This window comes from Enterobacter sp. UPMP2060 (genome assembly GCF_053709655.1).
Map to the genome: position 1 here is coordinate 604,545 of NZ_JBSKJQ010000001.1, position 24,055 is coordinate 628,599.

Consider the following 24,055-nt stretch of genomic DNA (forward strand, 5'->3'; position numbering starts at 1 on the left):
CGCGTGAAAAGGCACCCGCTGGACGGGTGCCTTTTTATTTATGAGTGGAAGAACGCCAGCGTCTTCTCGAGCGATTTAGCCTGCTCATCCAGCGAGAGCGCCGCCGCAGAGATCTGCTGAACCAGCGAGGCGTTCTGCTGGGTCGTGCTGTCCATCTGGTTAACGGCGGTGCTGACCTGGCTAATCCCGCGATTTTGCTCGTCCAGCGCCTGAACGATATCGTTGATGACCAGATGCACATGCGATACCGCTTCAATCACCTGTTTCATCATCACGCCGGTTTCATTGACCAGCTCAACGCCTTTGCTGACGCGCCCTGAGGACTCGGCAATGAGCTGAGAGATCTCTTTTGCCGCGTTAGCGCTTCGCTGGGCAAGATTGCGCACTTCCCCTGCGACTACCGCGAAGCCGCGCCCCTGTTCGCCAGCCCGTGCCGCTTCAACGGCAGCATTCAGCGCCAGGATATTGGTCTGGAAGGCGATGCCGTCGACAATGCTGTTAATCTCGCCGATCTTACGCGCGCTCTCATCAATCTCCCCAATCACCACGACCACGTCGTTCACCAGCGTTTCGCCATGCCCGGCGAGGTTCGCGGCGCGATCGGTCAGCGTGGTCGCCTTGTGGGCGTTGTCGGCGTTATTCTTCACCGTGACCGAAATCTCTTCCATGCTGGCTGCCGTTTCAACAATCGCAGCCGCCTGTTCCTCGGTTCGCGAGGCGAGGTCCAGGTTGCCCGCCGAAATTTCGCTGGTGCCGCCGTGTACGGAGTGGCTGGCTTCGCTGATGTTGTCGACGATGCGCTTGAGCTGCATCTGCATGGTGTGCAGGGCGTAAAAAATGCTGTGGGTATCTCCGGAACGCACCGGGATGGTGTTGTTCAGGTCTCCCCGGGCAACGGCCAGAGCGATCCCGGCGGCCTCAGAAGGTTCTCCCCCAACCGGACGGTCAACTTTGCGGGTGAAGATCTGTGCCATGACCAGGCTAACCGCCACGATGCTTAGCACCATCATGATGATGGCTTTCAGTAAAAATGCGCGCGCTTCGGCCATCACTTCGCTGACCGGCGTGATAATGGCAAGTTTCCACGGCGTCTGGCTGTTACCGACGGCGATGTCCTGCCAGGTGATAAACACGTCCTCCTTCAGCAGCGGATCGTTAATGCGGGTGACGTCATGACCGGCAATCTGACCGGCGTAAGGCTTGCCCGCAGCGCGCTTGTCCGGGCTGGACACCACGTTATGGCCTGCGGAGAGGAGCAGGGCATAGCCCGTGCCGTTCCACGGTTTAATCGCGCCGATCGTCGACTGCAGCGTGGCGAGGGAGAAGTCAGAGGTGACCGAGCCCAGAAACTGACCGTCACGCATGATGGGGGCGGCAATCGAGGTGAGCATCACGTCCACGCCGTTGTAGGGATAGATATAGGGTTCGATGATCACATCTTTATGGCGTTGTTTCGGCAGCAGATAATAATCGCCGCTGCCGGGCGTTTCGATGTCCGTCAGCAGGTGTAATGCCGGTTTGCCGGTGGCGTCCCGGTCGACATAGCGGGCGTAGCGCCCGGCAGGATCTTCACCGCTTTGACCGGCCCAGACGGCATCTTTATCGTCGAACGCGTTAGGCTCAAAGGCCATCGACATGGAGAGAAACTGCGGGTGAGCCGAAAGGTAGTGGATGAGCAGCTGGTTCAGGCTCTGGCGATCGGTCACGCCCGCCTCGCGCAGCGCCAGGGCGCTGTTGCCCATATCCCGGGCGGCAGTCAGGGCAGAATCCAGCTGTTTGCTGACCTGCAACGCTTGCACTTCAGCAATCTGGCGGATATGTTTTTTGGCCAGAACCTCCTGCTGTGCCATCCACTGCCACATCATAAACCCGATCGTTGCCGTAAAGCCCACCGTTACGGTGAGGAAAATGGACAATAGCATCAACGTCTTGACTCTTATTTTTTTTCTTTGGACCACGGCGTCTTTCATTCTCATCTCCCGTAATATCGTGCATGTCGGGCAGGCACATATTCCTTATCGGATATTTTCTCCTCTTTCTGTAGAGCGCCAGGGATATTTAATTTAAATTTTGATTTGTAAATCCGGTTAATTAGTGTGGATGCTTTTATTTTGTGCATTCAATCAAAATAGTGCTCGATAAAACTCGTTATCGTCGTGTAGAAAGAGGATGCTAATAAATATAAAGTTGTAGAGGAGGATGGGATATGTACGGATTTATTGCGCGACAACCCATTTTTAACCCTGAGATGAAGACGGTGGCCTACGAGCTGCTCTTCAGAGATGGGATGACAAACCGTTTTCCGGATGTGTCGGCGGAATATGCCACCTCCAGGATGATATCAGATCAGTTTTTATGCGTGCCGTCCCAGCGCATCGCCGGGGCACATACGTCGTTTATTAATTTCCCTTCGCGGATGGTCATAGACCGCAGTGGAGAAGCGCTGGATAAAGAGAGCGTGGTCATTGAGATCCTGGAAGATGCTGTGCCGGGAGCGGAGCTGTTGCAGGCCGTCAGGGAGATGAGTGCGGATGGTTATCAGTTTGCGCTTGATGATTTCACCCTTGCTCCAGAATGGGATGCTTTTTTACCCTATATTTCAATACTGAAATTTGACGTCAGGAATTATACCTTAGCGCAAATTAAACAGTATCTTAAAGAGCGTAAACATTTAACCGGGCATATTAAATATCTCGCTGAAAAAATTGAGACTAAAGAGGAATTCAGCCAATACAGGGAAGAGGGATTCTCGCTGTTTCAGGGCTATTTTTTCTGCCGTCCGGAGGTCATTAAATATAAACGGCTATCGCAAAATCAGCTGGCAATTTTTCGGCTGCAAATGGAGGTTGGGCGCAATAAGCCTGATTTTCGGATCGTCGAGTCGTTGATTAAAACCGATCTCACGCTGTCCTGGAAAATCATGCGCTACATGAAGCACACCGCCTTTAAACATATCGGTGCCTGTAATTTCAGCAAGTTAACCCTGAGTGAAGTCCTCAGATATCTCGGGGAAAACCAGCTGAGACGGTTTGTTGCCGTCGTGGTCCTGGCGAGCGCGGGCAATGACACCGTCAGCGAGCTTTATCCGCTGAGCATGATGCGCGGCAAGTTCTGCGAGCTGATAGCCGGGACGATGAACGAACCGGCGCTGGCTGAAAATGCCTTCATGTGCGGCCTGTTTTCTCTGCTCGATACCCTCCTCGAACAGCCGATGGCCGAGTTGATGAAGCAAATTGCGGTCCCGCAGAGCGTGAGCAATGCCCTGTGCCATCAGGAGGGACGGTTAGCCGATATGGTGAGCCTGTGCCGATACTATGAACAGCAGCAGTGGGACGAGGCGACCCGGGTTCGTCAGGCGCTGGGTCTGTCGGATGAGGATGTGGTTGAGGCGATGAGAAAGGCGACGATCTGGGCTGGGGAGAATGCGGTCGGTTAATCCTCCTCACGCCGCACGTACGGCGTGAGGAAGAACGCGATACCGTTTATCGGCCCGCTTTTAATTTCTGGTAATACTCTTCGTAGAGGCGGCTGGCGTCACCGACATCGTTTTGCCATTCACCTTTGCTGATGGTTTCGGCATTCGGGTAGAGCGATTTATCGTTAGCCACTTCAGGTTTTAGCAGCTTGCGTGCGGCGAGGTTTGGCGTCGGGTAGCCAATCGTCTCGGCAACCTGTTTCGCCACGTCCGGGCGCAGCAGGAAGTTAATCAGCTTGTGCGCCCCTTCAGCGTTTTTCGCGTTGGCGGGGATCGCAAGGCTGTCCATCCAGAAGATCCCGCCTTCTTTCGGCCAGACCACCTCAAGCGGCGTACCGGCCTGGCGGGCAACATACGCGGAGCCGTTCCACACCATCCCCAGATTTACTTCGCCTTCCATATACGGGTTTGCCGGGTTATCAGAGTTAAACGCCGCCACGTTAGGCATCAGCTTTTTCAGCTCGTTATACGCCGCTTCAATCTCTTTCGGATCCGTCGTGTTGCCCGAGTAGCCCAGCTTGCGCAGCGCGACCTGGAACACTTCACGCGCGTCGTCGGTTAACAGCAGGCTACCCTTGTATTCTGGTTTCCACAGGTCGGCCCAGCTTGTCACCGTTTTCGGATCGACGGCCTCGCTGTTCACGCCAATCGCGGTTGCTCCCCAGATGTACGGAATGGAGTAGTCGTTATTCGGGTCGAACGGCTTGTTGAGCATCTCTGGATCGAGGTTTGAAAAATGGGTTAGCTTCGTTTTATCGATCTTCTGAATCATGCCCTCTTTGCGCATTTTGTCGACAAAGTAGGTGGAAGGCACGACCAGATCGTACGCGCCGTCTCTGTAGGTTTTCAGCTTGGCGTACATGGTTTCATTCGACTCGTAGGTCGAGTAGATAACCTTGATGCCCGTCTCCTTTGTGAACTGTTCCAGCAGGCCCGGCGGCACGTATTCGGTCCAGTTGTAGAAGTAGAGCGTTTTGCTGTCATCAGCGTGCGCGGCACCCATGCCAAGCACCAGCGCCGCAGCGGCGAGCATTTTTTTCATTTCATTGTCCCCTGAGATTTTGTTTTATCACGAGCAATAACCTGGCTGGCAATCACCAGAACCAGCGAAAACACCAGCAGAATGGTCGCCAGCGCGTTCACCTCTGGTGAGACGCCGACTTTCACCATTGAATAGATCTTCAACGGCAGAATTTCATAGCTCGGACCGGTGACGAAGGAGGACACGACCACGTCATCCATCGACAGGGTGAAGCTAAGTAGCCATCCGGCCGCCACGGCGGGCATCGCCAGCGGCAGGATGATTTTGCGCAGGATGGTCATCTCGCTGGCACCCAGATCTTTCGCCGCCTCCAGCATGCGCACGTCGAACCCTTTCAGGCGCGCGAAAACGGTCACCACCACAAACGGCAGGCAGAAGGTGATGTGCGAGAACAGCAGCGACCAGAAGCCAAGCTGTACGCCCAGCAGCATAAACAGCACCAGCAGCGAAATGGCCATCACGATGTCCGGCGACATCATCACCACAAACAGCATGCCGCTGACGAACGGTTTGCCGCGAAAGCGATAGCGGTACAGCGCCACGGCGGTGAGCGAGCCAATCAGCGTCGCGAAGGTGGCGGAGAAGATCGCCATCGTCAGCGAGTGCTGCGCGGCCTGAAGGAGGCTATCGTTGTTCATCAGCAGGCTGTACCAGCTGGTGGTAAAGCCCTGCCAGTTGATCCCGAAGCGTGAGCTGTTAAACGAGTTCACGATCAAAATAACGATCGGGATATAGAGATAGGCATAAATGGCGGTCATAAAACCGCCGCGAAGCAGTCGACCGATCATTCGAGTTCCACCTTTTTATTCAGCAAGCGTGAGGCGCGCCAGTAGACCAGCAGCATCAGGCCCATGATCACCGTCAGCGTAATGCTGGTCGCGGACCCGAACGGCCAGTCGCGGATGTTCAGGAACTGGCTCTTGATCACGTTACCGATCAGCAGGTTTTTCGCGCCGCCCATCAGATCCGACACGTAGAACAAACCCATCGCCGGGAGCATCACCAGCAGACAGCCCGCGATAATGCCCGGCATGGTCAGCGGGATAATAATGCGGATGAAGGTCTGCAGCTTGTTAGCGCCCAGATCTTTTGCCGCCTCCAGCAGCGGTTTATCCAGCTTCTCGATGCTGGAGTAGAGCGGCATCACCATAAACGGCAGCAGGATATAGACCAGGCCCACAATCACCGCGCTCGGGGTAAACATGATGCGGATCGGCGTATCAATCACCCCCAGCCACAGCAGAAACTCGTTGAGATAGCCTTTAGTGCTAAGGAAGATTTTCAGCCCGTAGATGCGGATTAACGAGTTGGTCCAGAAGGGAACAATCAGTAAAAACAGCAGCAGGGGCCGCACCTTTTGCGGCAGGCCCGCGAGGAACCATGCGAAAGGATACCCCAGCACCAGACAGGCAAGGGTGGCAATCAGCGCCATATTGAGCGAGTGCAGCAGCACGTCAAAATAGAGCGGATCGAGCAGGCGCGCGTAGTTGTCCAGCGTAAAGACCAGCGAAACGAAGCTAGCGTCATCGCGGGTCAGAAAGCTGGTGGCAACGATCATCAGGTTGGGCAAAAAGACAAACAGCACAAGCCAACCGACGATCGTGGCAATCACCACATTCTGGAATTTACTTGTGTTCTTCATCAGCCAGCACAACCTCCCAGCTTTCTACCCAGTTGATAACCATTTTCTGGTCGAGAGAGTGGTCGAAGTCAGGATCGTCTTCGTTAAAGAACTCGCTGACCATCACCATCTTGCCGTTCTCCAGCTCGACGACGGACTCCAGCGTCATCCCTTTGTAGTTGCGCTCGCGGATATAGCCGATTAACCCTTCGGCCTCGGTATTGCCGTGAATTTCATCGACGCGCAGATCTTCCGGGCGCAGCAGAACGTTGAGTTTTTGTCCCTTTTCGACGGGGAAATTCACCGTGATATTACACTCGCGTCCTTCGACGCTGGCGCGCACGCGCTGGTCGTCCAGACGCTCAATCACCGTAGCGTCGAAGATATTGATCTCGCCAATGAAGCTGGCGACAAACAGATTCTTCGGCTCTTCGTAGATTTCGCGCGGCGTGCCGTCCTGCTCGATTTTGCCGTCGCGCATTACCACGATGCGGTCGGACATGGTCAGGGCCTCTTCCTGATCGTGGGTGACGAAGACAAAGGTAATGCCGAGCTTGCGCTGCAGGGCTTTAAGCTCGTTCTGCATCTGCTTGCGCAGCTTGTAATCCAGCGCGGAGAGGGATTCATCCAGCAGGAGCAGGCGCGGCTTGTTGACCACGGCGCGTGCGATGGCTACACGCTGCTGCTGGCCGCCGGAAAGCTGATGGGGTTTACGCTGGGCAAACGTCTCAAGCTGCACCATGCGCAGGGCGTCGATGACGCGCGGTTCGATCTCATTCGCCGGCGTTTTTTGCATCCGCAGGCCAAACGCCACGTTTTCAAACACGGTCATGTGCGGGAACAGGGCGTAGCTCTGAAAGACGGTGTTGACGTGGCGATCTTCGGCAGGAACTTGGGTGATGTCCTGGTTTTCAAGATGGATATGGCCGTTATCGACGCTTTCCAGCCCGGCGATAAGGCGCAGTACGGTTGTTTTGCCGCAGCCCGAGGGGCCAAGCAGCGTCAGAAACTCACCGTCATTGATGGTCAGAGTGAGGTCGGAAATAACGTCTTTACCATCAAAACTTTTACGAATTCGTTCCAGTTGCACCAGCGGTGAACGTGAACGGGATTGTGTATTCAATTTTTGCGCTGTCCCATATAGACGCCTCAGGCAGCAGACTGAAGCGGGGTTTGTGTGTAACCACCTTGGTGACTCGTAATGAGGGCGGACATTCTACGGCAATCCCCTGCGAACGCCAAACCTTGTCACTGATTCATAAGCTACATTTACTAACGCATAACCATATAAACGGAAAATATTCTCGTTTGCGGGATAAAAGTGACCTGACGCAATATTTGCGTTTTGATGCTTACTGATAATGTTGTCACGAAAAGTGAGGGTGACTGCATGGATAAATTACTTGAGCGTTTTTTACAGTACGTTTCGCTGGATACCCAATCTAAACCGGGTGTTCGCCAGGTGCCGAGCACCGAAGGCCAGTGGAAGTTATTAAACCTGCTTAAAGAGCAGCTTGACGCCATGGGGCTGGTCAACGTCACGTTAAGCGAAAAAGGCACTGTGATGGCAACGCTGCCGGCGAATGTCCAGGGTGATATTCCGGCGATTGGCTTTATCTCCCATGTCGACACCTCTCCGGATTTTAGCGGTAAACATGTGAACCCGCAGATTGTGGAAAATTACCGCGGCGGCGATATTGCGCTGGGCATTGGCGACGAGGTGCTCTCGCCGGTGATGTTCCCCGTGCTGCACCAGCTGCTGGGCCAGACGCTGATCACCACCGACGGTAAAACGCTGCTGGGGGCGGATGACAAGGCGGGCATTGCGGAAATTATGACCGCGCTGGCAGTGCTGAAGGGCAAAAATATCCCGCACGGCGATATCCGCGTGGCCTTTACGCCGGATGAAGAGGTCGGCAAGGGCGCGAAGCACTTCGACGTGGAAGCTTTTAACGCGCAGTGGGCTTATACCGTCGACGGCGGTGGCGTCGGCGAACTGGAGTATGAAAACTTCAATGCCGCGTCCGTCACGATCAAAATTGTCGGCAACAACGTTCACCCCGGCTCGGCGAAAGGCGTCATGGTGAACGCGCTGTCGCTGGCATCCAGAATTCATGCAGAAGTCCCGGCGGAAGAGAGCCCTGAACAGACCGAAGGGTATGAAGGTTTCTATCACCTGACCAGCATTAAAGGCACCGTGGACAGCGCGCAGATGCACTACATTATCCGCGATTTCGACCGCAAAGCCTTTGAGGCGCGCAAGCGCAAGATGATGGAGATCGCCAAGAAGGTCGGTAAAGGGTTACACCCTGATTGCTATATTGAGCTGATCATTGAAGACAGCTATTACAACATGCGCGAGAAGGTGATGGCGCATCCGCATATTCTCGATATCGCCCAGCAGGCGATGCGCGACTGCGATATTGAACCGCAGCTGAAGCCGATTCGCGGCGGCACCGACGGTTCTCAGCTGTCGTTTATGGGGCTGCCGTGCCCGAACCTGTTTACCGGTGGCTACAACTACCATGGCAAGCATGAGTTTGTGACGCTGGAAGGGATGGAAAAAGCGGTGAAGGTGATAGTGCGGATAGCGGAGTTGACCGCGAAGCGGTAAGAAAAGCCCGGTGGCGAAGCGCCACCGGGAATTAAGGCGACTCAGTCCTCAAAGAACCAGTACCCGCTGTTGACCAGCGCGGCGAGCATCGCGAGGAAGGAAGGATCTTCCAGCGCATCGCCAAAGGTGTCGGCAGTCAGCACCAGATGGCTGGCAATGGCTTCCAGCGCCGGACGGTGCGGAGAGTCCAGCTTCTCGCCGTTAACGAACACCTCTTCACCAATGCGCAGCACGCGCAACCCGCCCAGACGCGTCAGCTTGTCGCCCTGCTGAAGCGCATCATAAATCTCGTCAGCCTGATAAGGTGGCTCCGGCGGCGCAACGTCCAGCTCATGACGAGACTGGCTGATAAACTCACCAAACCACTGTTTGAAGTGCTCCGGCTCGTTGATCAGATCCAGCATCATGCCGCGCAGCTTATCGAGTTCTTCTGGCAGAATATCCGCCGGATGCTCGCGCGCAGGCACATCAGGATCGCTGTAACGATAGCTGCCCAGCTCGCGTTGCAGAACATAGTCGGCAAATCCGCTGATCATCTCGCGGCCGCTTGGCGCGCGGAACCCCACGGAGTAGTTGAGTGAGTTTTCCAGGGAGTAGCCTTCGTGAGGGAATCCCGGCGGAATGTAGAGAATATCACCCGGCTCCAGCTCTTCATCGATAATCCCTTCAAACGGGTCAACCTGAAGCAGGTCAGGATGCGGGCAGTGCTGCTTCATCGGGACTTTTTCGCCCACGCGCCAGCGGCGGCGGCCCGTACCCTGAATGATGAACACGTCGTACTGGTCAAGATGTGGACCTACGCCGCCGCCCGGCACGGAGAAGGAGATCATCAGATCGTCCATGCGCCAGTCGGGCAGGGCGCGGAACGGGCGCATTAAGGCGGCAGTCGGCTCGTGCCAGTGGTTGACCGCCTGCACCAGCAGCGACCAGTTGTTTTCACCGAGGTGATCGTAGCTTTCGAAAGGACCGTGGCTAACCTGCCATTTCCCGTCCTGGTGGCTGACCAGACGGCTGTCGACTTCGTTTTCCATGGCCAGACCTGCCAGCTCGTCAGGCGAGATAGGGTCGACAAAATTGCTGAATCCGCGTTTCAGAACCACCGGGCGTTTTTGCCAGTAACGTTCAATAAACTCGGGCCAGTTAAGCGTTAAGTGATAATCCATAATTTTTTTATTCCGCAGGCTCTTACTGACTCGGATTATAACGGAAGCTCAGCCCCCCGGCTGCGAGATCCTCGCATTTTTCACATAACGGGTTAACTATCGCTCAATGTGGGCTGCTGGCGACCAAAAATAACCTCCATTCTGGCGCCGCCCAGCAGACTTTCGCCGGTTTCGATTTTCCCGTCGTACTGGTCGACAATCTCACGGGCGACGGCCAATCCTACGCCCTGGCCAGGACGTAGCGTATCGGCGCGCTGACCGCGATCGAACACCACGTCGCGTTTATTTCGCGGGATCCCCGGGCCATCATCCTCAACGATAATATGCAGTTCGGTTTCCGTCTGACGCGCAGACACTTCCACGAACTCCAGACAGTATTTGCAGGCGTTATCCAGCAGGTTACCCATCACTTCCATGAAGTCATTTTTTTCACCCACAAAGCTTATCTCTGGCGAGATATCGAGGCTGATGTTAACCCCTTTACGCTGATACACCTTGTTGAGGGCGGACGTGAGGTTATCCAGAAGCGGGGCTACCGGGTGCAGCTCGCGGCTCAGGAGCACGCTGCCGGAACGCATGCTGGCGCGGTGCAGGTAATAGCCAATTTGCTGTGAAATACGGCTGATCTGTTCCAGCATCACCGGCTCGGCATCATCGACGCTCAGCTTCGAACTGCGCATTGAACGCAGGGTACTTTGCATGACGGCCAGCGGAGTTTTCAGGCTGTGGGTCAGGTCGGTAAGGGTGGTACGGTATTTATCGTAGCGTTCGCGTTCACTTTTCAGCAGGCGGTTGAGGTTACGCACCAGGCTGGTGAGCTCACGGGTGGTTTCCGGGTTCAGCTTCTCGCGATGATGTTCTTCCAGCTCACGAACCTCTTTCGCCAGTGACTCAATGGGGCGCAAGCTCCACCACGCCGCCACCCACAGCAGCGGGATCACCAGCAGGAGATTCGCAGCCAGAACGTAGATGAACCAGCTCCAGACCATATAAGAACGCTTCAGCTCGACCGGAATGGTGTCGATCACCACAATGGTCAGCTGCGGCATGTTCAGCGTCGCCGGATAGAGGTTAATCGCGACGGAGTGCGTCATCTCCGTTTCGGCGTTGTCGGCGCGGATCTCGTTCAGCTTTTGCTGCAGGGAGCGATCTTCACGGATCAGCGAGCTGGTGGTGTTGAGATCGGCTTCAATTTCATGAAACCCGTTGGTTTTGAGCCAGTCCGGACGAATGCTTTTAACCAGCCAGGGGATATCACGCTGCGCCCACAGTAATTTCCCTTTTTCGTTATAAATTAGGGCCAGCGTTGGGCTCTGCTGGTTGAGGTTTTCCGGCATTTCGACGGTGATTCGGTTATTTTCCCATTTCGCCAGGGTATAAAACAGATTGCTTTCGCCGCGTAACAGTCGAAAGGTGGTTTTATCAAAGCTGACGCTGTAGCCCACCAGGGCGACCATGCCGTAGGAGAGCGACAGCACCAGCACGACGGCGGCTGTTGCCAGTAAGAAACGAACCCGCAGCGAGAGGGGCAGAATGTGGCGTAAAATCCCTCTCATTTAGCGTAATTCGAACAGGTAGCCCTGGCCACGGACGGTGGTAATCACATCCTGCGGATACTGCGCCTGAATTTTCTTACGCAAACGGCCCATCAGCACGTCAATGGTATGGCTCTCGCGCAGTTCAGCATCAGGATAAAGCTGGAGCATCAAGGAATCTTTGCTCACCACTTTGCCATTGTTACGGATCAGCGTTTCCATGATGGTGTATTCGAAGGCGGTGAGCTTAATCACTTCCTCATTGATCGCTAATTCCCGGCGGGAGAGATCGACCTGGAATGGTGGGATGGAAATAACCTGTGAAGCCAGCCCGCTGTTGCGGCGTAACAGCGCCTGCATGCGCGCCGCCACCTCTTCAATATGAAACGGCTTGGTGACGTAATCGTCTGCACCCGCGCTGAGCACTTCGACCTTATCCTGCCAGCCTTCACGGGCGGTCAGAACCAGAACCGGCAGGGAGACATCGTGGCTGCGCCAGCGGCGAATTAACGACAGACCGTCTTCGTCAGGCAACCCTAAATCGACAATGGCGATATCCGGCAGGTGTTCATTGAGATAATAATCGGCTTCTTTTGCATCTTCAGCATCGTCCACCTGATGTCCCATCTCCTGAAGCTGAACCTTCAGGTGATGGCGTAGCAATGCGTTATCCTCAACAACCAGTACGCGCATCATCTCTTCTCCCTAAATAATTGGTATGAATAGTTTAACGCTGATTATGTTGTTGTGGGGATAAACATTGAGTAAACCGGGGAAAAGCATCCCCCTTTTCGGGCGAAAAGGGGGAGAGGGGCGTTACTTCAGCTCGTCGACCATGGTGATAGCGCGACCAATGTAGTTCGCCGGGGTCATCGCCTTCAGGCGCGTTTTCTCTTCTTCCGGCAGCGCCAGACCGTCGATAAACTGCTTCATGCCTTCGGCGTCAACGCGTTTGCCGCGGGTCAGCTCTTTCAGCTTCTCGTACGGTTTTTCGATACCGTAACGGCGCATCACGGTCTGGATTGGCTCCGCCAGCACTTCCCAGTTGTGATCCAGCTCGTCCAGCAGACGGTCACGGTTCACTTCCAGTTTGCTCACGCCTTTCAGGGTGGACTGGTACGCGATCAGCGCGTAGCCAATGCCCACGCCCAGGTTACGCAGTACGGTGGAGTCGGTCAGGTCGCGCTGCCAGCGGGATACCGGCAGTTTGCTTGCCATATGCTGCAGCACGGCGTTCGCCAGGCCCAGGTTGCCTTCGGAGTTTTCGAAGTCGATTGGGTTCACTTTGTGCGGCATGGTGGAAGAGCCGATTTCACCGGCGATGGTTTTCTGCTTGAAGTGGTTCAGGGCGATGTAGCCCCACACGTCACGATCGAAGTCGATCAGGATGGTGTTGAAGCGCGCGATGCAGTCAAACAGTTCGGCGATATAGTCGTGCGGCTCAATCTGCGTGGTGTACGGGTTCCACTGAATGCCCAGAGAGGTCACGAACTCTTCGCTGAACTGGTGCCAGTCCACCTCCGGGTAAGCGGCGATGTGGGCGTTATAGTTACCGACCGCGCCGTTGATTTTGCCGAGGATCTCAACCTGCTCCAGCTGACGGTACTGGCGCTCCATACGGTACGCGACGTTCGCCATCTCTTTACCCATCGTGGATGGGGTGGCCGGCTGGCCGTGGGTACGGGAGAGCAGCGGAATGTCGCGGTATTCCACGGACAGCGCTTTTACCGCGTCGATGATTTTACGCCAGTAAGGCAGCACCACCTCTTTACGCGCGGTGGAGAGCATCAGCGCGTGAGACAGGTTGTTGATGTCTTCAGAGGTACAGGCGAAGTGAATGAACTCAGACACGGCATGCAGCGCAGGGACGCTTTCCACTTTCTCTTTCAGGAAGTACTCAACCGCTTTCACGTCGTGGTTGGTGGTGCGTTCGATGGTTTTAATGCGCGCGGCGTCTTGTTCGCTAAACCCGGCAACGATTTTATCAAGGTAATCGTTTGCCTTTTCGTCAAAAGCAGGAACTTCCTTGATTGCTGCCTGGGCGGCCAGCTTTTGCAGCCAGCGTACTTCAACCTGAACACGGAACTTCAGCAAACCATATTCGCTGAAGATCCCGCGCAGCGCGCTGACTTTATCGCCGTAGCGTCCATCGACAGGGGATACGGCGGTCAGTGAGGATAATTCCATAATTCGCAACTCCGGGAGGTTAACAATGAGCAAGAATTTGTTTTGCCTGAGTGGTCAGGCGATTACGAGAAAACATTAACTGCAGGCGGCCACCGCCCACCTGGTGCCACAACACGGCGGCGCGGATACCTGCCAGCAGGGACGCGCGCACTTTTGCCTGTACCTGCGGACTTTGCAGCACGGCAGGGGATCCGGTGACCTGAATACGCGGGCCCAGCGGGCTGATGACGTCAACATAAATACCGGCCATAGCGCTCAGCAGCGTTTCCGACTGCAGGTCAAAATGATCGAGCTGGCGCTGCAGCCCGGCAATACGATCGCCCAGGGTATTGAGCGCGCCTTTTGCGGCGCTCAGCTTACGCTCCAGCACCATCAGGCTCAGCGTGTAGCGGGTCAGCTCCGCGTTTAATCCCTGACGGCTGCTGGCGTTAAGCACGCCGAGCAGGGTTTCAAGACCGAGACGAAGATTGGTTTCACTGCCGCCGAACACGCCCAGGGTCGAGCCGGGGTTGAGATCGATAACGCTGTTCAGTGAAACGTGCAGGGCATCTGCGTCGCAATGACCCTGATGCGCCAGCTGTTGCACCAGACGGGCTGACTGGCAAATTCCCGCCAGCGCCAGGGTGATGTCATAGTAGTTCTTCGCCACACGGTCTCCTTTATGTGTGCAATCGTATTAAACAGCAGGCAGCGGCAGGCGCTGTTCAATGATCCCGCCGCCCAGACAGATTTCGCCGCTGTAGAAGACAGCAGACTGACCCGGGGTGACGGCCGCGACCGGCTCGTCGAAACGCACGTCAATGCGATCGTCATCGAGCGCGGTAATGGTGCAAGGAATATCGGTCTGACGGTAGCGTGTTTTCACCGTGCAGCGCAGGGTGCCTTTCAGCGGCTCACGATCGACCCAGTGAAGCTGCTGCGCGATAAGGCCAACGGACATCAGACGCGGATGATCGTGACCCTGGGCAACAACCAGAATATTGTTTTCGACGTCTTTGTCGACAACATACCACGGATCTTCGCTACCTTCTTTGGTCCCGCCAATACCCAGGCCTTTACGCTGGCCGAGCGTGTGGTACATCAGCCCCTGATGCTGGCCAATCTCTTCCCCGTCGACGGTGACAATTTTACCCGGCTGAGCAGGCAGGTAACGTCCCAGGAAATCGCGGAATTTGCGCTCGCCGATGAAGCAAATGCCGGTAGAGTCTTTTTTCTTCGCGGTGATGAGGTCCAGCTCTTCGGCGATTTTACGCACCTGCGGCTTTTCCAGCTCGCCGACCGGGAACAGGCTCTGGGCGATTTGCTCGTGGCTCAGCGTATAGAGGAAGTAGCTTTGATCTTTGTTGCCGTCCAGACCGCGCAGCAGCTGGCTTTTGCCATTGACGTCTGCACGGCGCACGTAGTGACCGGTCGCGATGTAGTCAGCGCCCAGATCTTCCGCGGCGAATTCCAGGAAGGCCTTAAATTTGATCTCTTTGTTGCACAGAATATCCGGGTTCGGCGTGCGGCCCGCTTTGTACTCTTCCAGGAACAGTTCAAAAACGTTGTCCCAGTATTCTGCGGCAAAGTTAACGGTGTGCAGTTCAATGCCGAGCTTATCGCATACGGCCTGCGCGTCGGCGAGATCCGCAGCGGCGGTGCAGTATTCCTCGCCATCATCTTCCTCCCAGTTCTTCATGAACAGGCCCTCCACCTTATAGCCCTGTTGCTGTAACAGGAAGGCGGAAACGGAGGAATCGACACCGCCGGACATGCCGACGATCACTTTTTTCTGGCTGTTATCTGACATGGAATACTCACGACATTGAACTTCAAGGCGGCGTATTCTATCACGCCCCCCCACCATTGACACCCTCTGTAAACGGCCAGTTAAATGCGCCGATGACGTCCAGCGGTAAGCGGCCAGCAGACTGCCAGCAGCGAATGCTTTCCGCAACCAGCGGCGAGCGCAGGTTTGGCGCGTTCAGGATCTCGTCGGCGGTGACCCAAAGACAGCGATCGATATCGTCATCCTGCGGCTCTGTGGCGCACGTTTCGCTAAGCTCAACGGCGAATAAAAAGCGCAGGAACGGGGTGTGATCCGGCGCGATCCACTGGTGCATACGGATGAAGTGCTGGGGCTCAGCGTGAATACCGGTCTCTTCCCACAGCTCGCGTTTTGCTGCCTGCAGCAGGGTTTCATTGGCTTCAAGGTGTCCGGCAGGCTGGTTCCACAGCGCTTTGCCGTTAATGCTCTCTTCAACAACAAGGAATTTACCCCTGGCGTGGACCACGCAGGCAACCGTGACATGAGGTTTAAACATAGTGACTCCTTAAGGGGTGACGTCGCGCCATTCGCCGTTTGCCAGCGTTTCCAGGGTGTAGCTGCCCATGGCGTAGCGAATGAGACGCAGGGTAGGGAAGCCGACGTGTGCGGTCATGCGGCGAACCTGGCGGTTGCGGCCTTCATAAAGGGTGATTTTGAGCCAGCTTGTCGGAATGGATTTACGTTCGCGAATCGGCGGGTTGCGCGGCCACAGCCACTCCGGCTCATTCACGCGTTCAATACCTGCGGGCAGGGTTGGGCCGTCGTTCAACGTCACGCCGCTGCGTAGTGCTTCTAGCGTCGCGTCATCCGGCTCGCCTTCCACCTGGACGAAGTAAATTTTGCCGGTGCGTTTGCCCGGCTGCGTGAGCTTTGCCTGCAACGCGCCGTCGTTGGTTAAGACCAGAAGGCCTTCGCTGTCGCGGTCCAGGCGCCCGGCCGCGTAGACGCCCTGAACAGGAATGTAGTCCTTCAGCGTGCTGCGCCCGGCTTCATCGGTAAACTGCGGCAAAACATCGTAGGGTTTATTGAACAAAATAACCCGCTTCGGCTGGGTTTCCTGCGGTCTTCTGGCGGCTTGTCGCGAGCTGAATCGCTCAACCCGGTGTTTTGTAAAAGAAGTTTTCTTCATGGTATTTTCAGGCGTTATCAATTGCCGCATTATAGCCTAATAACGAAGACCTTTCATGGCGCAGGACAATCAGGTACTATCGAAGGGCTCATTACAATTTATTAACATAAGATCAGTAACAACCAGAAGCGCTCGAAGGAGAGGTTAATGGAAAGCAAAGTAGTTGTTCCGGCGGAAGGTAAAAAGATCACCCTGCAAAACGGCAAGATTAACGTTCCTCACAATCCGATTATCCCGTTCATCGAAGGTGACGGTATCGGTGTAGACGTTACCCCGGCGATGCTGAAAGTGGTTGATGCCGCTGTTGAGAAAGCCTACAAAGGCGAGCGTAAAATTTCCTGGATGGAAATTTACACCGGTGAGAAATCTACTCAAGTTTATGGCCAGGACGTCTGGCTGCCAGCAGAAACGCTGGACCTGATCCGCGACTACCGCGTTGCTATTAAAGGCCCACTGACGACGCCAGTTGGCGGCGGTATCCGTTCCCTGAACGTGGCACTGCGTCAGGAGCTGGACCTGTACGTGTGTCTGCGTCCGGTTCGTTACTATCAGGGCACCCCAAGCCCGGTTAAGCACCCTGAACTGACCGATATGGTTATCTTCCGCGAAAACTCAGAAGACATCTACGCGGGTATCGAATGGAAAGCGGACTCAGCTGACGCAGAAAAAGTGATTAAATTCCTGCGCGAAGAGATGGGCGTGAAGAAAATTCGCTTCCCTGAGCATTGCGGTATCGGCATCAAGCCATGCTCTGAAGACGGTACTAAACGTCTGGTGCGTGCGGCCATCGAATACGCGATCACCAACGACCGTGACTCTGTGACCCTGGTTCACAAAGGCAACATCATGAAGTTCACCGAAGGCGCGTTCAAAGACTGGGGCTACCAGTTGGCGAAAGAAGAGTTCGGTGGTGAGCTGATCGACGGTGGCCCATGGCAGAAGATCAAGAACCCGAACACCGGCAAAGAGATCATCATTAAAGATGTGATCGCCGATGCGTTCCTGCAGCAGATCCTGCTGCGTCCTGCAGAATACGACGTAATTGCCTGTATGAACCTGAACGGTGACTACATCTCTGACGCCCTGGCTGCCCAGGTTGGCGGTATCGGTATCGCCCCTGGCGCGAACATCGGTGACGAGTGCGCCCTGTTCGAAGCGACCCACGGTACTGCACCTAAATACGCGGGCCAGGACAAAGTGAACCCAGGCTCTATCATCCTGTCCGCAGAGATGATGCTGCGTCATATGGAATGGTTCGAAGCCGCAGACCTGATCGTTAAGGGTATGGAAGGCGCGATCAACGCGAAAACCGTAACCTATGACTTCGAACGTCTGATGGAAGGCGCTAAGCTGCTGAAATGCTCAGAGTTTGGCGACGCGATTATCGCGAATATGTAATCCAGATTCTGGGTTAAACAAGAGCGGGGGCCTGAGGGTTCCCGTTTTTTTTGCCTCTGCCTGCGGGAGACAACACGATGTTAGCCACTGTCCTTATCGCTGTCGTTGCACTCATCCATCTTTACATTCTTGTGCTGGAAATGTTCCTGTGGAATACGAAAACAGGGCACAAGGCCTTTAATCTGCGTCCTGATTTTGCGCGCGAGACCCGCGTGCTGGCCGCGAATCAGGGGCTGTATAACGGTTTTCTGGCTGCCGGTCTGCTCTGGAGCCTCTGGCTCGGGGAAAAGGGGATTCAGGTGGCCATCTTCTTCCTGGCCTGCGTGCTGATCGCCGGACTCTTTGGCGCAGCCACCGCCAGCCGAAAAATTTTGTGTGTACAGGCCGCGCCCGCTCTCGCAGCGTTGCTTGCGTTACTCATCTGAAGCAATGCTTTGGTTGAGATAGGGCGTCCGATATACTGATGGCTTTACCCTTACAGGTTAGCGACGAGACTGTTATGAACAACGATATCCCACTGAAATATTATGACATTGCCGATGAGTACGCGACGGAAGCCGCTGAACAGGTCGCTGAGTCAGAGCGCGACGCTCTGGCACATTATTTCCAGCTGCTGCTCACCCGTTTATCGAATAATGAGGAGATTAGCGAGGAAGCCCAGCAGGAGATGGCCACTGAGGCCGGGATCCGTGCGGGTCGCGTTGATGATATTGCGAACTTCCTCAATCAGTGGGGAAATGAATAGTCTGCTTCAAAAACCGTTATGCTGATGCTTTGCGATACAGCTCAGCATCACGCTATCGGACCACATGCATTTTTTCCGCAGAATATGCGAAGCGGGGGCGTCGATAAACAGCGCGAAAATAACGGTCAGACAAAAGAGTACCACTGGGAATAGTAAGGATAATTTCACGTTTTTAACCAAAATATGAGTGTGCTTCAGGGTAATCTACCGTCTGAATGTGACGACTATATGTTTTTGCGTAAAAAATAGAAATGCCCGACTGGAAAAAAACGGACGCGCAAGGCTTCGGGTTACGGTGCGACCCCGGTGAGTCGCTTCGCCAGCTCGCTCCGGGTGAGTGCTTTTGAAAAATACCATCCCTGAATCAGCGCATCGGGATATCTGCTTGCAATAAAGCGATATTGAATTTCATTTTCCACACCCTCGAAAACAAGCGTTTTATTCAATCTTGCCAGGGCATCGCAGAAGATTGCAAAGATGTTTTGCTTATAATGCTCGCTGATGCCGTCCACCAGCGACTTATCAATTTTGATTTCATCATATTCAAGCAGCGAAAGGCGGGCGAGGTTCGAGTTCTGCACGCCAAAATCATCTATTGATATTTTAACGCCGAGCGATTTCAGCTCCTGACAGAATCCCTCGAGGATATCTGCCGTGGAAACGGCTTTCTCAGAAAGTTCGACCTTCATCAGGGAAAGGGGAAGGTGATTGGCAAAACACGCACGACGCAAAATGGTAATGAACTGTCCATCTTCAATTTCCTTGTGCCCAACGTTTATTGAGACTATCAGCTGGTGTTTTATCGCCAGAGGGACAATTTCGGAAAGGGATTTTTCGATAATATTACTGTAATATTTTTTATACAGACCGATCTTCTTAATTAATGGGATAAACAGCTCCGGAGAGACGTCCCCGTGTTTTTGGTCGCGCCATCTCGACAGAACTTCTACACCCACGATTTTTTGATCGTGAATGCGAATAATGGGCTGATAGTTAACGCTGATGGTATTCGTGAGGACGGCTTTTATCAGCGTACGTTCCAGAGAAAAACGGTCTTCATAGATACGGAAGATAAATAACGTTATCGCAATCCAGATAAAACAGAGAATGACCGCGAGAAGCGCAAAGATAAACGGAGGTAACGAGGCGAGCCCGGCGTCGTGATGCTTCACGATGACGCACAGGTCCCAGAAGGCGCTGCACTGTGTCAGGGTCAGGGTAAAAAATGTCGAATGCAGCCAGCTCTGCTGATTTAGCTCCGTGGCGGCCGAAAAAAAGACTCTGCCGAAGTCTTTGGTGGTAGCACTGAGCGAATAGCTTGCGGTAACCGGGGTGAATTTATCGTAAGCATAGCGGGAGGTAAAGATAATAATATTATTATAAATTGCCGCATTGCCCGTGAAAAAGTCTTTTCTCGAAAACTGGGCCAGGAGAAAGCCCCTCGGCGTTTTATGCAGTTCTGCAGGAAGTGCAACGGGCGTCGCGAGTTTCCCCCAAAAAGCGGTACAGACTATTTTTCCCTTCTCAATAAAGCCGATATCGGCAAAATAAAGATTATTAAGCTTAATTTGTCTGTAGCGATCGAGGCTGGTTTTATCGCATCCCTGCGTTGTGATGCTTTTGAGACCCAGCGCCACGCTTTGGGACACGTCTTCTGAATAATGTAAAAGGGTACGGGATATTTCACGCTGTTTGCTCTTCTGCTGACCAATGATTACAGCATTGACCGCATAAAGAGACAGGAAGACCAGAAGCGATGAAACAATAGCAACGGCAATGAGCTTTTTCATTTTCCAGTTATCCAGTCCGCTCCCTGATTTCACAAATCTTAACACAGCCAGGGCAAGGAACAAGCCTGATAGTCACGTCATGTGAGTAAATGCCGGCAGGTGAACTCATACGAAAGCATCAGTTTTTTAAGACAATTCTCAGCTAAGCTATTTTCATTGTTATAAGCAATACCGGGTTAGCACAGGCTCTTCTACCAGAACATCCATGCTTGTTTTTTCTATTAAGGAAAACATCGTGCGCAACGTGATGATCCCTATTCTTAGCGCTCTGTTTCTTTTTCTGAGCGGCATTTTGATTATTAACTGGCAGCTATGGCAGATGGCGAAGCTGAGTAATAGTCACACCGCCACGGCGAGCACCCAAAAAATAGAAAACATTCTGGCTGAAGCAGTCAGTGCGGCCAGCACGGCAAAGCGCGTTGCGGCTCAAGGGTGTACCAGTAGCGGACAGCTGGCGCTGGGGACAGAGGCAGCGCTAAAACCGCATCTGCGCGCCATCATGATCGAGTTGCAGGGTAAAATCATCTGTACTTCCCTTCCCGGGAATGGCGTGTTGATTATTCATCCTGAGACGTTACCTGCCGAAAAATTGATGCTGTTACCCGGCAATCGACTGGTGAACGGCATTCCGGTGCTTATCTTCCAGATGCCCATCGCGGGAGGGCGCGTCATTGTCAGCATCAGTGACGCGCATTTGCAGGACGTCATTGCAAGCGCATCGAACAGCGTGGACCTGGGGCTGGTTGTCGGCGAAAGCATGCTTGTTCGCAACGGCGATGTGAGGGGCTGGAAAGCGGCCTCCTGGACGGGGGCGCTTACGGCGTCAACGCTATTTCCTTTTAGCCTGACCTGGCAACCTCCTGCCTTTTTTAGCCTGACGCGGCTTTTGCAACAGGGATGGAGCCTGATACTGCTTATTCTCGCGCTATCGGTGGCGGTAGGCATTTTGATCCGTCGATACAAAGGGAAAAGCACCTCATTTGAAGACGATTTGCGTAAAGCGATTTTGCAGGGGGAGATCGAGCCTTATTACCAGCCGATCGTGAACGGCGATACCGGCGGGCTGTACGGCGTTGAGGTCCTGGCAAGATGGAAGCATCCAAAGTCAGGGTTTATCCCGCCGGATGTCTTTATTCCAATTGCCGAACGTAGCGGGTTGATTATACCGCTGACTAAAGGATTGATGGCGAAAGTGGTGACCCAGCTTAAGCCGCTTTTGCCTAAGCTACCGGACGGGTTTCATATTGGGGTGAACATCAGCGCCAGGCATATTAATGCGCCTTCATTTATCGGTGACTGTCGCGTTTTCGGGAAGGGGTTTCAGGGTAAAGAGGTCAAACTGGTTCTCGAGGTGACCGAGCGTGAACCGCTGGTCGATAATCCTCACCTCGTGGAGAACCTTAACATGCTGCATAACGCCGGCTTTGTTATTGCCCTGGATGATTTTGGTACGGGTTATTCCGGGCTGTCATGCCTTAATGCGCTTGCCATTGATTATATTAAAATTGATAAAAGCTTTGTGAACCGGGTTTCAGAGGAAAAGGACTCAACGATCCTGCTGGACTGCGTCATTGACCTGGCGAAAAAACTCTCTTTGCGCATTGTCGCTGAAGGCGTAGAAACAAAAGAGCAACTGGAGTATCTCAACCGTAATGAGATAACCCTGTTACAGGGATATTATTTTGGTAAGCCCGTCTCCTATATCGATTTTATTAAAGTCATTTTATCTAAACCCAGGGAGACCGTTAGTTTGTAAAACGAAATAAAGACGAGCTTCTGTTGTATGCTTAAGTGCAATTCATTTTCCTCTTATCCCGAGCTTTGTTACAGTGACAAGAGTTGTCAGCCAGGGATGTCAGGCGTGATAAGGTGGAAAAGCTCGTGCATGTGAAAAATACTTTTTACACAACAACCATTACCGTCATCATTGTCTCATTGATCATCTCGCTGTCGCTTGCCGTCCAAATTGCCACGTCCAGACAGCAGTCAATTCAGCAAATTAATACCAGCGTTGCTAACCTGAGCCATACCCTTGATGTCTACACCGAGGGGATCATGCGCCAAAGCGAAATGTTAATTACTACCGTTTCCGACATAATCGAAATTTATGGCATGACGCCGCAACAGGCGACCAATATTCAGCGGATGATAAATAATCAGGATAATCTTCTTACCCAGATTAATAATGTGGTTGTTTACGACGCTCAGGGCGATATCTTTACCGCGCTGCATGAAACTTTTACAGGCCCACGCAAAGGATCGGACAGGTCATTTTTTATCTATCACAAGGAAAATAAAAATCAGCAGATTTTTATTGGTGAGCCCGTGGTAAGCAGAACCAATGGCAAATGGGTCATTACCATTAGTCGTCGCCTTGAAACCCACACCGGGGCATTTAACGGTGTCGTGGTGGTGACGCTGGGTATTGAGAATTTTCTCGCGCTTTACGGGCAGATTAATATTGGTCATCTGGGCGTCATTGGCTTAACGACACAATCCGGCGTGCTGCTGGTCCGTCACCCCTTTAAAAATACCTACGTCGGCACGATTTTTTCTGATTCACCCCTCTTCAGGAAATACCTAAAGGTACAAAATACCGGGATAGCCAGTTCCGTTTCGCGGTTTGATAAAATCGAACGCATTTACGCCTATGAGAAAAACCGACGCTACGGGCTGGTGACCACCGTGGCCGTCAGCATTGATGAAGCCCTCGCACCGTGGCGCAAGCAGGCTATTCAGCTGGCGCTGCTCATTTTCGTTTTCACTGCGATACTTATCGTCGCGTCATACTTCCTGTATTCCGACTTATCCAGAAAAACCAGAGATAATAAGGCGCTGAAGATTATCGCTTCCGAGGATGCGTTGACCGGGCTGTATAACCGTCGCATTTTTGATGAAAGAATCCTCTCGGAAATCGCGACTTGTGCCGCGCATGACGCAGCAATTTCGATACTGATTGTGGACGTGGACTACTTCAAAAAATACAACGATAACTACGGCCATCCGGAAGGGGACCGGTGTCTGACGCTGTTGGGAAACAGTCTCAGGGAGAGCCTTACCCGTGATAATCAGATTGTAGCGCGCTACGGTGGAGAGGAGTTTGCGCTGATATTGCCTGATACGGATATCCAGGAGGCGCTTCGACTGGCGCAGACGATCATTCGCAACGTGTTCTCCCTGCAAATCGTGCATGATTTTAGCCCCTTCGGGCGGGTGACGGTAAGCGTCGGGATTTCCACCGCGCGTGCGGTCGACATCGCGGGCAGCCAGCAGAATATCATTATTGCCGCTGACCAGGCGCTCTACCAGGCAAAACGCGCAGGACGTAACCGGTACGCGTTTGTTGGGGTATGAACAGAAAAAAAAGCCCACTCAGGAGTGGGCAAGAAATACTGGAAGCAATGTGAGCAATGTCGTACTGAATACCTGAGTGTTACGCTCAACTATTCAGTATTGAGAAAGATAATCTTTCTCAACAAAAGATGCAACCCCACAGTTTATGCGGCTGGACCTTTTTGTTGATGAATAATTGCGCACTCTCTCATTGTG

At 53.6% G+C, this 24,055-nt stretch carries 21 protein-coding genes; 7 read left to right on the forward strand and 14 right to left on the reverse strand.

Features of this window, described 5'->3' with window-relative positions; genetic code table 11:
• Positions 1-38: 38 nt before the first annotated feature.
• Positions 39-1,970, reverse strand: a complete 1,932-nt coding sequence (locus ACWKXN_RS02965) for a methyl-accepting chemotaxis protein (protein ID WP_039261923.1) — start codon at positions 1,968-1,970, stop codon at positions 39-41.
• A gap of 236 nt (positions 1,971-2,206) precedes the next feature.
• Between ACWKXN_RS02965 and ACWKXN_RS02970 the strand changes: the two genes are divergently transcribed.
• Positions 2,207-3,436 (forward strand): EAL and HDOD domain-containing protein, encoded by a 1,230-nt coding sequence (locus ACWKXN_RS02970; protein WP_039261925.1) that lies wholly within the window; start codon positions 2,207-2,209, stop codon positions 3,434-3,436.
• Positions 3,437-3,482: 46 nt separating this feature from the next.
• On the opposite strand, the gene potD is transcribed toward ACWKXN_RS02970, so the two are convergent.
• Genes potD through potA form a run of 4 tightly spaced genes read right to left on the reverse strand, consistent with a single transcriptional unit; the run spans position 3,483 to position 7,291 of the window.
• On the reverse strand, positions 3,483-4,517 hold the full coding sequence (gene potD / locus ACWKXN_RS02975; protein WP_454543286.1) for a spermidine/putrescine ABC transporter substrate-binding protein PotD: 1,035 nt from the start codon (positions 4,515-4,517) through the stop codon (positions 3,483-3,485).
• Positions 4,514-5,305, reverse strand: a complete 792-nt coding sequence (gene potC, locus ACWKXN_RS02980; RefSeq protein WP_033145228.1) for a spermidine/putrescine ABC transporter permease PotC — start codon at positions 5,303-5,305, stop codon at positions 4,514-4,516. Before potC ends, potD begins: the two co-directional genes overlap by 4 nt.
• Positions 5,302-6,159, reverse strand: coding sequence for a spermidine/putrescine ABC transporter permease PotB (potB, locus tag ACWKXN_RS02985; protein WP_033145229.1), 858 nt, complete (start codon positions 6,157-6,159; stop codon positions 5,302-5,304). The genes potC and potB overlap by 4 nt, the downstream gene beginning before the upstream one ends.
• Positions 6,143-7,291: a spermidine/putrescine ABC transporter ATP-binding protein PotA gene (gene potA / locus ACWKXN_RS02990; RefSeq protein ID WP_172620299.1), complete on the reverse strand. Its 1,149-nt coding sequence runs from the start codon at positions 7,289-7,291 to the stop codon at positions 6,143-6,145. The genes potB and potA overlap by 17 nt, the downstream gene beginning before the upstream one ends.
• A 237-nt stretch (positions 7,292-7,528) precedes the next feature.
• Here potA and pepT point away from each other — a divergent pair, with 237 nt between their 5' ends.
• Positions 7,529-8,752 (forward strand): peptidase T, encoded by a 1,224-nt coding sequence (gene pepT, locus ACWKXN_RS02995; protein WP_032665021.1) that lies wholly within the window; start codon positions 7,529-7,531, stop codon positions 8,750-8,752.
• Positions 8,753-8,793: 41 nt separating this feature from the next.
• On the opposite strand, the gene ACWKXN_RS03000 is transcribed toward pepT, so the two are convergent.
• The 8 genes from ACWKXN_RS03000 to rluE form a co-directional block, all read right to left on the reverse strand.
• Positions 8,794-9,915: a ribosomal protein uL16 3-hydroxylase gene (locus ACWKXN_RS03000; RefSeq protein ID WP_023311180.1), complete on the reverse strand. Its 1,122-nt coding sequence runs from the start codon at positions 9,913-9,915 to the stop codon at positions 8,794-8,796.
• Positions 9,916-10,007: 92 nt separating this feature from the next.
• Positions 10,008-11,471 carry a two-component system sensor histidine kinase PhoQ gene (phoQ, locus tag ACWKXN_RS03005; RefSeq protein ID WP_454543287.1) on the reverse strand — a complete coding sequence of 488 codons (1,464 nt, stop codon included), beginning with the start codon at positions 11,469-11,471 and terminating at the stop codon, positions 10,008-10,010.
• Positions 11,472-12,143, reverse strand: a complete 672-nt coding sequence (gene phoP / locus ACWKXN_RS03010) for a two-component system response regulator PhoP (protein ID WP_033146521.1) — start codon at positions 12,141-12,143, stop codon at positions 11,472-11,474. It lies immediately after the preceding gene.
• Between the two features lie 123 nt (positions 12,144-12,266).
• On the reverse strand, positions 12,267-13,637 hold the full coding sequence (purB, locus tag ACWKXN_RS03015) for an adenylosuccinate lyase (protein WP_048975702.1): 1,371 nt from the start codon (positions 13,635-13,637) through the stop codon (positions 12,267-12,269).
• 19 nt (positions 13,638-13,656) lie between these two features.
• The gene (hflD, locus tag ACWKXN_RS03020; RefSeq protein WP_013097081.1) at positions 13,657-14,286 is read right to left on the reverse strand and encodes a high frequency lysogenization protein HflD; all 630 of its coding nucleotides are present in this window, start codon (positions 14,284-14,286) and stop codon (positions 13,657-13,659) included.
• Positions 14,287-14,313: 27 nt separating this feature from the next.
• Positions 14,314-15,426, reverse strand: coding sequence for a tRNA 2-thiouridine(34) synthase MnmA (gene mnmA / locus ACWKXN_RS03025; protein WP_048975699.1), 1,113 nt, complete (start codon positions 15,424-15,426; stop codon positions 14,314-14,316).
• A gap of 40 nt (positions 15,427-15,466) precedes the next feature.
• Positions 15,467-15,940 (reverse strand): NUDIX hydrolase, encoded by a 474-nt coding sequence (locus tag ACWKXN_RS03030; RefSeq protein WP_033145233.1) that lies wholly within the window; start codon positions 15,938-15,940, stop codon positions 15,467-15,469.
• Between the two features lie 9 nt (positions 15,941-15,949).
• Complete coding sequence (rluE, locus tag ACWKXN_RS03035; protein WP_094935561.1) at positions 15,950-16,603, reverse strand: 23S rRNA pseudouridine(2457) synthase RluE; 654 nt, start codon at positions 16,601-16,603, stop codon at positions 15,950-15,952.
• Between the two features lie 117 nt (positions 16,604-16,720).
• Here rluE and icd point away from each other — a divergent pair, with 117 nt between their 5' ends.
• The 3 genes from icd to ACWKXN_RS03050 all read left to right on the forward strand — a co-directional run bounded on the left by icd (position 16,721) and on the right by ACWKXN_RS03050 (position 18,716).
• Positions 16,721-17,971 carry an NADP-dependent isocitrate dehydrogenase gene (icd, locus tag ACWKXN_RS03040; RefSeq protein WP_032657958.1) on the forward strand — a complete coding sequence of 417 codons (1,251 nt, stop codon included), beginning with the start codon at positions 16,721-16,723 and terminating at the stop codon, positions 17,969-17,971.
• Between the two features lie 77 nt (positions 17,972-18,048).
• The gene (locus ACWKXN_RS03045; RefSeq protein WP_454543288.1) at positions 18,049-18,396 is read left to right on the forward strand and encodes a DUF1304 domain-containing protein; all 348 of its coding nucleotides are present in this window, start codon (positions 18,049-18,051) and stop codon (positions 18,394-18,396) included.
• A 74-nt stretch (positions 18,397-18,470) separates the two neighbouring features.
• Positions 18,471-18,716 (forward strand): DUF2543 family protein, encoded by a 246-nt coding sequence (locus ACWKXN_RS03050; RefSeq protein ID WP_033145234.1) that lies wholly within the window; start codon positions 18,471-18,473, stop codon positions 18,714-18,716.
• Between the two features lie 290 nt (positions 18,717-19,006).
• Here ACWKXN_RS03050 and ACWKXN_RS03055 read toward each other — a convergent pair whose 3' ends face one another.
• Entirely contained in the window at positions 19,007-20,506 is a 1,500-nt protein-coding gene (locus ACWKXN_RS03055) for an EAL domain-containing protein (RefSeq protein ID WP_454543289.1), read from the reverse strand.
• A gap of 235 nt (positions 20,507-20,741) precedes the next feature.
• On the opposite strand from ACWKXN_RS03055, the gene ACWKXN_RS03060 reads away from it, so the two are divergent.
• Together ACWKXN_RS03060 and ACWKXN_RS03065 are read left to right on the forward strand one after the other, a co-directional pair.
• Positions 20,742-22,262, forward strand: a complete 1,521-nt coding sequence (locus tag ACWKXN_RS03060; protein WP_454543290.1) for an EAL domain-containing protein — start codon at positions 20,742-20,744, stop codon at positions 22,260-22,262.
• A gap of 113 nt (positions 22,263-22,375) precedes the next feature.
• Positions 22,376-23,860 carry a sensor domain-containing diguanylate cyclase gene (locus tag ACWKXN_RS03065; protein ID WP_454543291.1) on the forward strand — a complete coding sequence of 495 codons (1,485 nt, stop codon included), beginning with the start codon at positions 22,376-22,378 and terminating at the stop codon, positions 23,858-23,860.
• Positions 23,861-24,055: the final 195 nt, after the last annotated feature.

Excerpts from the sequence above, each read along its gene's own strand:
- ACWKXN_RS02965 (WP_039261923.1), bottom strand. The coding sequence starts at position 1,970 with ATGAAAGACGCCGTGGTCCAAAGAAAAAAAATAAGAGTCAAGACGTTG.
- ACWKXN_RS02970 (WP_039261925.1), top strand. The coding sequence starts at position 2,207 with ATGTACGGATTTATTGCGCGACAACCCATTTTTAACCCTGAGATGAAG.
- potD (WP_454543286.1), bottom strand. The coding sequence starts at position 4,517 with ATGAAAAAAATGCTCGCCGCTGCGGCGCTGGTGCTTGGCATGGGTGCC.
- potC (WP_033145228.1), bottom strand. The coding sequence starts at position 5,305 with ATGATCGGTCGACTGCTTCGCGGCGGTTTTATGACCGCCATTTATGCC.
- potB (WP_033145229.1), bottom strand. The coding sequence starts at position 6,159 with ATGAAGAACACAAGTAAATTCCAGAATGTGGTGATTGCCACGATCGTC.
- pepT (WP_032665021.1), top strand. The coding sequence starts at position 7,529 with ATGGATAAATTACTTGAGCGTTTTTTACAGTACGTTTCGCTGGATACC.
- ACWKXN_RS03000 (WP_023311180.1), bottom strand. The coding sequence starts at position 9,915 with ATGGATTATCACTTAACGCTTAACTGGCCCGAGTTTATTGAACGTTAC.
- phoQ (WP_454543287.1), bottom strand. The coding sequence starts at position 11,471 with ATGAGAGGGATTTTACGCCACATTCTGCCCCTCTCGCTGCGGGTTCGT.
- phoP (WP_033146521.1), bottom strand. The coding sequence starts at position 12,143 with ATGCGCGTACTGGTTGTTGAGGATAACGCATTGCTACGCCATCACCTG.
- purB (WP_048975702.1), bottom strand. The coding sequence starts at position 13,637 with ATGGAATTATCCTCACTGACCGCCGTATCCCCTGTCGATGGACGCTAC.
- mnmA (WP_048975699.1), bottom strand. The coding sequence starts at position 15,426 with ATGTCAGATAACAGCCAGAAAAAAGTGATCGTCGGCATGTCCGGCGGT.
- ACWKXN_RS03030 (WP_033145233.1), bottom strand. The coding sequence starts at position 15,940 with ATGTTTAAACCTCATGTCACGGTTGCCTGCGTGGTCCACGCCAGGGGT.
- rluE (WP_094935561.1), bottom strand. The coding sequence starts at position 16,603 with ATGCGGCAATTGATAACGCCTGAAAATACCATGAAGAAAACTTCTTTT.
- icd (WP_032657958.1), top strand. The coding sequence starts at position 16,721 with ATGGAAAGCAAAGTAGTTGTTCCGGCGGAAGGTAAAAAGATCACCCTG.
- ACWKXN_RS03045 (WP_454543288.1), top strand. The coding sequence starts at position 18,049 with ATGTTAGCCACTGTCCTTATCGCTGTCGTTGCACTCATCCATCTTTAC.
- ACWKXN_RS03050 (WP_033145234.1), top strand. The coding sequence starts at position 18,471 with ATGAACAACGATATCCCACTGAAATATTATGACATTGCCGATGAGTAC.
- ACWKXN_RS03055 (WP_454543289.1), bottom strand. The coding sequence starts at position 20,506 with ATGAAAAAGCTCATTGCCGTTGCTATTGTTTCATCGCTTCTGGTCTTC.